The organism is Vibrio sp. 10N.261.52.C11, from assembly GCF_041471405.1.
Lineage (GTDB): Bacteria > Pseudomonadota > Gammaproteobacteria > Enterobacterales > Vibrionaceae > Vibrio > Vibrio crassostreae_C.
In genome coordinates this window covers 1-10,899 of sequence record NZ_JBFROI010000108.1, presented here as the reverse complement: position 1 = coordinate 10,899, position 10,899 = coordinate 1, and the positions used below count along the sequence as shown (strand labels likewise).

Genomic DNA, 10,899 nt, shown 5'->3' with positions numbered 1-10,899 from the left:
TTGATGTTAGTTGTTGGGTAAATGTTAGTTCTCTAATAATTTTATGTCTTACTCTTAATGTTTAGCTATATTTTTTACCAATTGCATGTAATTGATAAATGGGTTGGGTTTGTAGTGGTCTAATGATCTTAGGTACTAAACTAGGTGGTAAATCGCTACTATTAATGCGGGCTCTTATGGTGAAGATCTTTTTCGTTTTTTAGATCATCCCAGGCTGTAAATCAGTTTCATGCATTACTCGTCACTGCGCCTGACTGAATTAAACGAGCTTGCTATGTCTCCTCGATTTTTTATGCAGTCAAACCTATTTATCATTTAAATCTACTTACGAAAAGTTTCTCTCATGCGAACTAAAGAAAGAGCTTCAACATTAATGGAACACTTTGGTGTGATCATGTGTAGCTGCGATATTGTTGGTTACAGCATGTGCTAATCTACAGAGGTTAGGCAAAGAGTTTGCATTTACCTAACCTCTTTGAAGTGAGTTCGTTACAAACTTCATCAGGAAAGACATCCTGACACCGATGACAGTAGTTTTGATAGAATGAGAAGGATCCTAAGACAAAACTATATGTAGCGAAGAGAAGCAGAGGGACTTTCGATAAGAGAAACACAAAGATTTTTGAAACGCTATATCGTTTGTAAATTTCCCTCCATTATATTGAAAGATTTTTCAGTTATGATGTAAGTATTGACATGGGATCGTCAATGCTCCCATGGAGAAGTTATTCATAAATTTGAAAATCGAGTGGACACAAGCTCAGCCGCTATTACCTGATGAGCTACTACAATCGGCAATAGCCTCCTCAAGCAAATGATGAGGCCTATAGATTTAGGATTGGACAAAGGTTGATTCGTGTTGTGATGAGTTGTGTGTGTTGAGCTCTGATTATATTAATGACAGTGGGATTAATTTGCCTTGGGAAGAACCTTAAGTGCCAACGCCAGAAATCAAATATTACGAACTCTCGAATTTCAAAGGTTAAGTCAATAATTATAATTTACCGCCCCTTTCTCTCACTCTTGGATAGAAATTGGCTTCAGAGGCTATTTCTACTATCGTCCCTGAGAAGATTAACTTTAAAATCGACTTAAACCTTGTTGCGTAAATGAAATCCAACTTTGACGAATGTGTTCCTGAAGCTTGCTCTGAAATTACTGATTATTAAATTGAAATTGTCGGTAGGTGCTGTTCCACTCCACAACCGAACAAGCTCGCGAACGTTGTAGGAATACCAATGTCATGCAACCACGCTAACTTTGTAGCAATCTTTATCAACCCTTAGATGGGAAATTACGTTTATCGCTTAATTGGGCTTTATCTTTCTTTAGAGGCAAGAGTATAGTGGTCCAATAAAATTGGTCACGGTTTTCAAGACAATCAATCGTTCTGAGCCAATGAGTGTCAGAACACCATTATACTGATATGGCCTAAGTTGGCTGGAATATCTAATTATGTATTGGATGATTTTTTGAGTCTCTGCAAAGCTGCGATAATTTATTGCGGGAATCCACTTAGTATTTAAGCTTCTAAAAAACGTTCGATTGTCGCCTACTCCCTGCAATTTTTTCGTCGAGATAAGTTTTTTATCTGGAAGCACCGCAGTAATTGATGATACTTTCCACTTATTTAGTGACAGCCTTGGCCGCTGCGGTCCATGATATTTTTAGGTTTCCGACGAGCTTGTAAGCCATCGATAAACTTTATCTCTTGTCCGACTGTTAAACTATCAGCAGAGTCGTGGTTTTTTTAATATTTTCCCCGTCTTGAAATATGTTTATACATTGAGGACTAATTATGACCATCCCAAATAAACACTACGTTAAGAGCACTCAGCGAGATTACACACTAGGCTTTAAATACAGGTTGTGGATACCATTGAAAATGGAGAAATGGATTATTTAGTCAGTTCAAGGAAGAGCACGATGCCGAAATCACCGAGGGCGGCAAGAAGCCTTCGAAAAGAAAGTAAGCGTAATTAGGGCTTGTTCGTTACGCGATATTTATCTTTAATGTGTATATCAGAGAGAAAAATTGTCAAGGTGAGCTTGCACTAAGGCGCTTCATGTCTCGACTAGGAACTCACAAGCTTCACTTCTCTTACTAAAACCTCAATTGATAGCTAAAGGAATAAAGCTGGGCCGCGATGTTTAGTTTAACTACCTTCAAGAAGAGCGGTTGCTGGTTAAGCCAAAATGGAGCTACACCAAAACAATGAAAAAGGCATTGAATGAAAAAACATCCGAATTTGGTAAAATAAATGTTTTCTTCAAAGGTAGAGGAGTTTTTGGTGAGCTACATGACTTATGTTCAATCTGATGAGGGCGTTCATTAGTTGTCATTGTCAACGGACGCCTTCATTCGTAAGATGAACAGGCCAAATAATATGTATGAAAAAACAAAAAATTCCGTTACAGGCTTGCTAAAAATCGTCAACCTATTTAAGACGAGATACCTTCTTTTAAAATTCACGAATTTCTAGTTGTTCAGATGTCATAGGTGAGGCATTAGGGCTTTCTCTCGTAGATCTGTCTAGCGAATAGCAGAACACCGCTTAGCTTTAATTTCGATGTTTGAAGCCACATATGCCAAGCAGATGAACTGTTCTCTTCTAATACTCTCCTACCCTGCCCTCCTACCAGTATCCAAGCACAATGTAGTGTCTCAGTCACACCTTAATTACCGGTGTGATTTACGCTGTGGTATCGACGCTTCATGTTGCTATTTTTTTCTGGTGCAACCGACATATAAAAATCGAGGTCCAAACTCCTTGGTTACTCGCTGTCTCGCCTTTACTTTGGTTTGGGATAACCAGGGGGCTTGGGGCAATTTATAACTGGTGACCGATTGAATACGTTATTTTAGCTTGGGTCGGAGTGGTGTGTGTTGTCTTTTCGCAACTCACTGGCAATATTAGTTTCGCCCTTTTCTTTTTGATTGGGTATCAAGAAGGTTTGATGGGCTTTTATAGAAAAACAGCTTTAGATTGATTTGATTGTGGGAAAATTTGTCAATGCTCAGCCTGAGCATTGACAAATTTCATGGTTTTTTGAAAGATAATGATTAGTGTGCTGATTTGTATTTTTTCCAATAATCAAAGCTGTTGAGTAGGGCAAGCTCAATACCTTGTTCATGGTATTTATACGACACATAAAATCGTTCGATGTAAGCGTAGAAAGATGGGAGACGTTGTTGGAGAGCCGGCCTTTTTTTAGGAGGATGGACACTAACCATTAGGTAACCTATGACTTGTTTATTCTTTTTTGTTTCAGCGACAAAAAAATAGATATTTTTATTGTTTAGCTTCTCCTTCATCATTGATTCCGTAAAAAGTAGATCAATGATTCTGATTTTACTGAAATTGTAATCACTTAAGCTGTATTCGTTCTGCTCTCTCTTGTAATGGCTAATTTTACTGTGGCTGCCTGTTAGTTGCTCGTGACACAGAGCATTGATAGAGGATATGTCGTTGAGCGTCGCTTTTCTTATTAACACCTTAATCTCCTTTTTCCTGTTATCTTTTTGAAGCAAAACGCTAAAATGCGAATTAAAAGATATGTGTGTCCCCTAGTAATTACTAGGGGCTAATAGATGGGGTTGCATATTCGTAATATTCTTTTGCGCGTTGTTTTAAAGCCTGGATTAGCGTATTTGGTAGGTTTCTTTCTTTTATCCAATTTTCAAACACTTCTATTGAGGGAAATGTGACAGAAGAGATTAGGCTTGAGCTTTGAACTAAGTGGTTAAGCCAATAAAGGGTCTGTAGGTCTTCTAGAGGAGTTCTGGGGAGTAGTAGTCTTCCTTTTCTAACTTTTCCTTTGATATAAGGTTTGGCTGAAACCTCAAAGGTTTTACCTTTTGAAAACGGGTCTGGGTCTATCAGGATTGTGCTATATCGTATGTAGAGTAGATATTCCTGCTCTATCTCATCAAGCTCGTTGAAAGAGACTATTTTGTCCTTGGGGATAGTCTTTTCATGTACTCGGTGATGTTCATCATTTAGCAACTGCAGTAGATTAATCGGTTGAGCTGAGTAATGTTCAAGTAGGCGAGAAACTGATTTCCAGTGCAGTAGTAAATCCCTAATCGAACTCATGGTGATTGGCCCTTCTGGGTACAGTTTATACATGTACTTAACTTCGTCTTCCTTAGATAAAATGTGATCTAATGAAAACGTATTGATAATAAAAGCAGGGTGTACATAAGTAGCAATGTTTCTGCCTTCCACACTGAACGAGTTATCTAAAGGGATGACTTGAACATCAATTTTTTCTAAAGCGTTTCGCAAGGCGCTCAATAAACCATCATTGGATTTAGACTGGTAAATATAAACTCGTTTTTTTACTGTTTTGGTTCTGACCGTGAGGACCCTATTTTTGTCCGTCGGGTTAGAAGTAAAATAAGACGTCGCAAAGTAGCTAGAGAAGAGCATTATATTTGGAGAGGCTCCTTTCTTTTTTAACATTCCTTCTAAAATAAGACACCCACCGAGCATTGAGGACATAAGAATGATTTGTTTTAAGTTCTTTAATAAAATTTCAGAAAAGGAAGACAACACATCACAATAGGCGTGAGCTGGAGTGGCTAAAACTAACGTATCCCAAGAGGAGGGAAGGGGAGAGAGCTCTGTATAAAGTTCATTAAACTTAACTAATCCGACTAGTGTCGCTAATTGTGGTTCATTCACCTCACAACAAACAACGTATCCGTGTTGTTTGATTAATCTTTGCCTATTTTCCCACTGAGGGGAGCTTTTGCCGATGAGGGCTATTTTTTGACTAAGAGGAGCCATAATTTGGCTAGTTTGAATGCCGACCGGCCCCGCTCCAGCAACCAATGTGTTCCCTAGTATCATAATGGGCTCTCCATATTTCCATTTTCCTTCTAATTTATATGCTCTAGGTATATTTTTCATTCTCATACCACTACTTTTATAGTGCTACTTTCTAAGTCCATTGTTTATTTAATTATCTTTATTAATTAAAAAAACGGTGATGTCATTTGGTCAGGTTTTCTCATGGCTATGATGCTTTTTTAGAGGGCTTTTAGGTGTTGTTAATATGTTTATTAATATTTAATTTACGCTGAAATTAATACCAAATTTTATTTATTTGATTAATCTTTATTTAAGTTGGGAAGGAGAGGTTTGGGTGTCCGAATAATGGGCTTCTTTAGTTATTTCTAACCAACTTACCCTTAATCGTTGGAAAATGTTTGGAGAGAACCCTATGTCAGCAATTAGCAACAATCAAGAACAGCCTATGGATTCACACTATTTGCCGGAGCCGTATCGAATCCGGGTTATTGAACCAGTTAAAAGAACAACAGAACAAGAGCGAGAGCTGGCGTTAATGAAAGCGGGGTACAATCCTTTTTTGTTAGATAGCGATAAAGTGTTTATCGATTTACTGACCGATAGTGGCACCGGGGCAGTAACGCAGGCCATGCAATCCGCAATGTTGAGAGGTGATGAAGCGTACAGCGGCAGTCGAAGCTATCGGACGCTTAGCCAAACGGTAAAAGATATATTTGGCTATCAGTTTACTATCCCTACACACCAAGGACGTGGCGCTGAACAGTTGTATGTACCTGCCTTGATCAATAAGCGTGAACGAGATAAGGGGCTAGAACGAGAAAAGATGGCCGCATTTTCAAATTACTTTTTTGATACCACTCAAGGGCACACTCAAAAAAATAACTGTCGTGTGATGAATGTGCCTTCTCGTGATGCCTTTAATACTGAAGTTAAGAGAGATTTTAAAGGCAATTTTGACTTGAAAGCGCTCGCGTCTGGCATTGAAGAGATCGGGGCTAAAAATGTGCCCTATATTGTGAGTACGATTACTTGCAATTCTGCAGGTGGTCAGCCAGTTTCTCTTGCCAATTTGAAGGCTGTTTATGAGTTAGCGCAGTTTTATGATATTCCCGTAGTTATGGACTGTGCACGGTTTGCAGAGAACGCCTATTTTGTAAAGCAACGCGAAGAGGGATATGCTGAATGGAGCATTCAAGAGATAACTAGCGAAGCTTTTAAATATGCCGATATCTTTGCTATGTCAGCGAAAAAAGATGCGATGGTTCCTATTGGGGGATTGCTTGCTTTCAAAGATGAAAGCTTGTTAGATGTTCAATTAGAATGCAAAACATTATGCGTGCTATTGGAAGGCTTTCCAACCTATGGCGGGCTTGAAGGCGGTGCTATGGAGCGCCTAGCTGTCGGACTCTATGATGGGATGGAAGAAGATTGGTTAGCTTCCCGTCTTCAGCAAGTTGAATATTTAGTAAATGGTCTTGAAGCGTTAGGGGTTCGTTGCCAGCAAGCTGGCGGTCATGCTGCATTTATTGACGCAGGTGTGCTCTTACCTCATATTCCGCCGGAACAATTCCCTGGGCATGCTTTATCTTGTGAGCTTTATAAAGTGGCGGGTATTCGTGGGGCTGAAATAGGGTCCTTATTGCAAGGGTGTGACCTTGAAACTGGTGAACAACTGCCTTGTCCAGCGGAACTGTTGCGTTTAGCCATTCCCAGAGCAACCTATACGCAAGCTCACCTTGATTACATTATTGCTGCTTTTAAAGAAGTGAAAAAACGCGCCTCATCTATTTCAGGTTTGAAGTTTACTTATGAACCTAAAGTATTGAGACATTTTAACGCTACGTTAGAACCTGCACTCTAAGTTGTACCCCCCTTTGCTGTGAATAAGGGGGGATTTAGTTATTAATAACTAAATTGACGAGGTGTTAGGGGTTTATTGAAGGTTTTTTGCTTGCCTGAACTTGGGAAGAGGCGAGGATTAATTTCAGTTCATCCTTTTTTGTTAAACAGATTTGGCTTGATTGATTATTAAGGTTCACGTTAACAACTTCAAGTTCGTATCGAAAATAGAAATAACTGATTAGTAGGACCGCGAGGGTTGTTGAAGATAAGCCGATGAAAGTCCATTGGTATAATTTTAGATGATTGGTTGCTTTTTTGAGAGGACACGAAAACTTAGAGTGACGTGGTAACTTTATATCTCTCGGCGGGTCTAGTGAGGTTTCAAATTCAGGAATATGAATCTTGTAACCTTTTCTTGGGATGTTGACGATTTTGATGCTATCAAGGTCTAGAACTTTTCTTAGGTTAGTTATCGCGACTGGTAAAGAGTTAGGCCCGATGATATCTGGGCTCCCCCAAGCGGCAATAATTAACTCTTCTTTGGTTGAAATGAGTTGTTCTTTCTTAATCAGAGTTTCAAGGATACAGCTTTCAGGTAGGGTAATTGAAAATGACTTTTGATTGCTAAGCATCAATTGAGCCCCTGATTCATCCCTGTGTAATATACAATTACCTATAGGTAATTGTAGGTTTTCGAGATGCGCTTTTAACATAGTGTTTCTCCATATTTCTAGAGAGCGATGGTTAAGACAGTTAGTTTTTCTAGTGCTTTATATAATGGCTCATTTTTTGAATACTATTTACAAAATTTTGAATAAATTTGAAGTTAAACGAAATATTAGTTAAGGCGTTTTGTTTCATATGAAGCTAAAGGTCAGCTCTTTTCCTCCTTTGTCGTTTAGGTAAAACTGCATCCAACGCCAGTCCTTCTCCTTACAGGCCTTAAAAGTGCAGTGGATATTTTTTCCTTTAACAATATCGTTATCGCAGAAATCTATAAATGATTGAAAAGAGCGGCAGATCAGTGTTTCCATATTAGTAGTCCTTTTGAAAATTTATTCATATACACATCTCTAATTTATCTGTGTAGATGAATGAATTTTAATAAAAAATGATTATTAATAATTTTAGATTACCCATTTGGCAATGGCTAAAATTTAGGCCATTCCTCATAGGATTTTTTTGATAATTTATAAATAAATTATCAAAAAAATCATCTATTTATAGTGATATTTTAGTTTTTTAAAACTGGGGTTTTGGAGGGTTAAACAACAATAAATTTTTGACTAATACTCTCATTCTTCCTGTTTTATATAGTTGCTTCTTCTCTGTCTACGAGATCCCTTGAGCCTGTTATTTTGCTTTTATTCCTCAATTCGTTACGAAAGAATCGGAACTCTTAATCGAGCTGCAGCTATTCATTTTTTGGTGTACTTACTAATCTAATGTTTAGTAGTACAGATTTCATTGCGTTTTGGGGGCGTCTAGCTTGAACTTGGGTCACTAAAAAATAAAATAGGTTAGCTTATGGTCTTTGATGGTCGGCGGAATATTGATTGTTCTAGGGGGTGTAGTGGTCAAAAGTACAGGACACTGGCTGAAGGGCCATTAACTGGTGACAACCCATCATTTTCTTGAGGGCGTTGCCGATTGTAAGGACTCATCAGGTAATAGCCGTTGTCTTTCTTGTCCTGAGCTTGTTCCAGGTAGCTTGTTTCTGGTACCCACTCGGCTTTCAAGCTTCTAAATAACCTTCTATGGGAGTGTTTTCCCAACAATTACCACGAAGGCTCATGCTTTGAGTTGTCCTGGCATCCTTGATATTAATAGAACATCATGTTCTTCGCCGCCCCCGTTTCTTCTAAGCCAGCCCTAAAGTTTTAGATGCTAATTCAGCATTGGACTTATCTGATAAAGGCCAGCCCACAACGCGTCGACTAAATAGGTCAAGCACTACTGCTAAGTAGGCCCACTTCGAACCAGACCTAAGATAAGTAATATCGCCGCACCAAACACTATTTGGAGTACGGATTTTTCTCGTTCTAATCGGTTAATATGGGCTTCTAACTCTTGGATTTTCTTTTACTCAGACGTGAGGGCTTTGGTCGTTGGAGTAACCCTACCTTGCTCAATTTTGAGTTATTCGACCCAGTGTCGTAAAGCTGTTTCACGTATTCCATAGAGCTAGCTGCTTCAGGGATGGAGTCCCCTTGGTCAAGAACCAAGCTTGCAGCATATATTTTTGAATTCAGTAGAAAATGTACGTCTTTGTCGTTTTGCCATTGAACCCCTCATTTATGAGGTCCGGGATCAGGATGCCACTACAGGAGAGAGCCTTTTGGACGTGAGAAGAATTAAGCCTTATCATTATTTATTAATAATAAATTAATGGTCTTTATATTTGGCTAAGATAATAATTCGATTGTTAGGTTCACCTAGAATCAAACACTCTGCACTTAGCCAATTTTTGGGTTATAAGGATGAAGTTACCCTAGGTCAAATAGAATAAGGAAGGAAGTTTCCCAAGCCAACTTGTTCTTGATGGTTTAGTCGCTTGTAGTCATCCTATTTTTTCGATTTGGCGATAGAGGGAGGTGACAAACAAGTGGTTAATTAAAATGATGGAGGTACTTCATCGGCGGGGGGGGGTAGAGTTTGACGAGGCCAAACTCATTGTAGGGCTTAGTTTTTACTGATTTGGAGACCATTTTCTTTGCATCATCAGTGAGTATTCTATCTTTAGTCTTCCATTATCCTTTCCGCAAGTGCGTTCTGATAAGAGTCATAATTGTATTTGTAACTCTCTAATTTCATGTTGGATATGTGTCAACCTTATTTAGGACGGGTTAGGTGAAAGATAAAGGCTCTAATTTGAGAGAAATACAAATATAATAATAATTCAGAAAAGGCAGAACACATGATGTCCAACATTAGTTTACAAGGCTTAGACAAACTAGATCGTAAAATTCTATCGAATCTACTCTCCAATGGGCGAGAATCGATTGCTAACCTTTCTCGCAACATCGGCTTGTCGCGAACAGCAGTCGCTGAACGTATCAACAGACTTGAAAAAACCGGTATTATCAAAGGGTATACGGCACAAATAAGAGTAGAAAATGACGGGAGAAAAGCGGCAAGTTATTTGCTGATTTCTTGTGAAAAAGGTAAGAAAAATGATGTAAGTAATGCGTTAAAAGAACTACCTGAAGTCAGACTTACAAGCATTGTTGGTGGTACCTACGACATTATTTCTTTGATTGAAGCACCTGACCTGCAATCAATACACCATTTATGTAATGAGATAGAGTCGTTCAATGGCATTCGCTCTCTCAATACAACAGTAGTGCTACACCAACCAATCAGTCGTTAAAAAGAAAGCCGCTCTTATGAGTAATGCCGATCAGTTAAAGCCAAAGTGATCGGTTGAACGATCCTCCAGAGCTGTCAAAATCCAAGTGTATTTAATGCACTTGGATTTTTTTATGGATGTTTCTCAAGTTCTAAACATAATTAATGATTGGAAACCTAGCAACATTGAAACTTTGTCTGACTTGCTTCCAATTGAACTCATCGACGAATCTTATTCTCTTACTGATACCGTCACGATGAGAAAGAGAAAGTTAACTCTAGAATCCATGGTGTGGCTGCTTGTTGGAATGGCCATCTATAACAATAAGTCCATGAAAGATTTAGTTAACCAACTTGATATTGTACGACCGTACAGGTAAAGCTTTTGTCGCACCAAGTGCGTTGACTCAACGTCGAAAGACGTTGGGTGAAGACGCAATAAAAGCGGTCTTTGAGCGAATGACTACGTCATGGTTGAAAAGCGCACAGTTACCCTAGTGGAATGGGTTAACGCTTCTTGGTGTCGATGGCGTTGTTTGGCGAACGCCCGATAACCCGCAAAATGAAAATGCATTTTCTCGACAAAAAGGGACACAATATCCGCAAGTGAGAATGGTCTGCCAAATGGAACTAAGCAGTCACATTATCACGGCAAGTGCCTTTGATAATTACAATACAAACGAAATGGTATTAGCTGAAAAATTGATAGAAACAACACCAAACCATAGCGTGACAATGTTCGATAAGGGGTTCTATTCTTTAGGCTTATTACATAAATGGCAAGACTCTGGCTCAGAGCGTCATTGGCTTATCCCCCTCAAGAAAAATACACAATATGACATTGTTCAATCTTTAGGGCGAAATGACAAACTTGTTCAATTACACAGTAACC

At 38.8% G+C, this 10,899-nt stretch carries 6 protein-coding genes and 2 pseudogenes; 3 read left to right on the top strand and 5 right to left on the bottom strand.

What is annotated here, in order from left to right; genetic code table 11:
- Positions 1 to 3,064 precede the first annotated feature (3,064 nt).
- Together AB4323_RS23640 and AB4323_RS23635 are read right to left on the bottom strand one after the other, a co-directional pair.
- Entirely contained in the window at positions 3,065 to 3,496 is a 432-nt protein-coding gene (locus AB4323_RS23640) for a GNAT family N-acetyltransferase (RefSeq protein WP_371996046.1), read from the bottom strand.
- Positions 3,497 to 3,578: 82 nt separating this feature from the next.
- Positions 3,579 to 4,922 carry an opine metallophore biosynthesis dehydrogenase gene (locus AB4323_RS23635; protein WP_017102562.1) on the bottom strand — a complete coding sequence of 448 codons (1,344 nt, stop codon included), beginning with the start codon at positions 4,920 to 4,922 and terminating at the stop codon, positions 3,579 to 3,581.
- 340 nt (positions 4,923 to 5,262) lie between these two features.
- On the opposite strand from AB4323_RS23635, the gene tnaA reads away from it, so the two are divergent.
- Positions 5,263 to 6,678 (top strand): tryptophanase, encoded by a 1,416-nt coding sequence (gene tnaA / locus AB4323_RS23630; RefSeq protein ID WP_029203693.1) that lies wholly within the window; start codon positions 5,263 to 5,265, stop codon positions 6,676 to 6,678.
- 64 nt (positions 6,679 to 6,742) lie between these two features.
- On the opposite strand, the gene AB4323_RS23625 is transcribed toward tnaA, so the two are convergent.
- The 3 genes and pseudogenes from AB4323_RS23625 to AB4323_RS23615 all read right to left on the bottom strand — a co-directional run bounded on the left by AB4323_RS23625 (position 6,743) and on the right by AB4323_RS23615 (position 8,942).
- Positions 6,743 to 7,372, bottom strand: a complete 630-nt coding sequence (locus tag AB4323_RS23625; protein ID WP_016800058.1) for a winged helix-turn-helix domain-containing protein — start codon at positions 7,370 to 7,372, stop codon at positions 6,743 to 6,745.
- Between the two features lie 144 nt (positions 7,373 to 7,516).
- The gene (locus tag AB4323_RS23620) at positions 7,517 to 7,693 is read right to left on the bottom strand and encodes a hypothetical protein (protein WP_016800056.1); all 177 of its coding nucleotides are present in this window, start codon (positions 7,691 to 7,693) and stop codon (positions 7,517 to 7,519) included.
- 543 nt (positions 7,694 to 8,236) lie between these two features.
- Positions 8,237 to 8,942 (bottom strand): annotated as a pseudogene (locus AB4323_RS23615) (DDE-type integrase/transposase/recombinase).
- Positions 8,943 to 9,576: 634 nt separating this feature from the next.
- On the opposite strand from AB4323_RS23615, the gene AB4323_RS23610 reads away from it, so the two are divergent.
- Together AB4323_RS23610 and AB4323_RS23605 are read left to right on the top strand one after the other, a co-directional pair.
- The gene (locus AB4323_RS23610) at positions 9,577 to 10,029 is read left to right on the top strand and encodes an Lrp/AsnC family transcriptional regulator (RefSeq protein ID WP_017062578.1); all 453 of its coding nucleotides are present in this window, start codon (positions 9,577 to 9,579) and stop codon (positions 10,027 to 10,029) included.
- Between the two features lie 112 nt (positions 10,030 to 10,141).
- Positions 10,142 to 10,899 (top strand): annotated as a pseudogene (locus AB4323_RS23605) (IS4 family transposase); the annotation flags it as partial.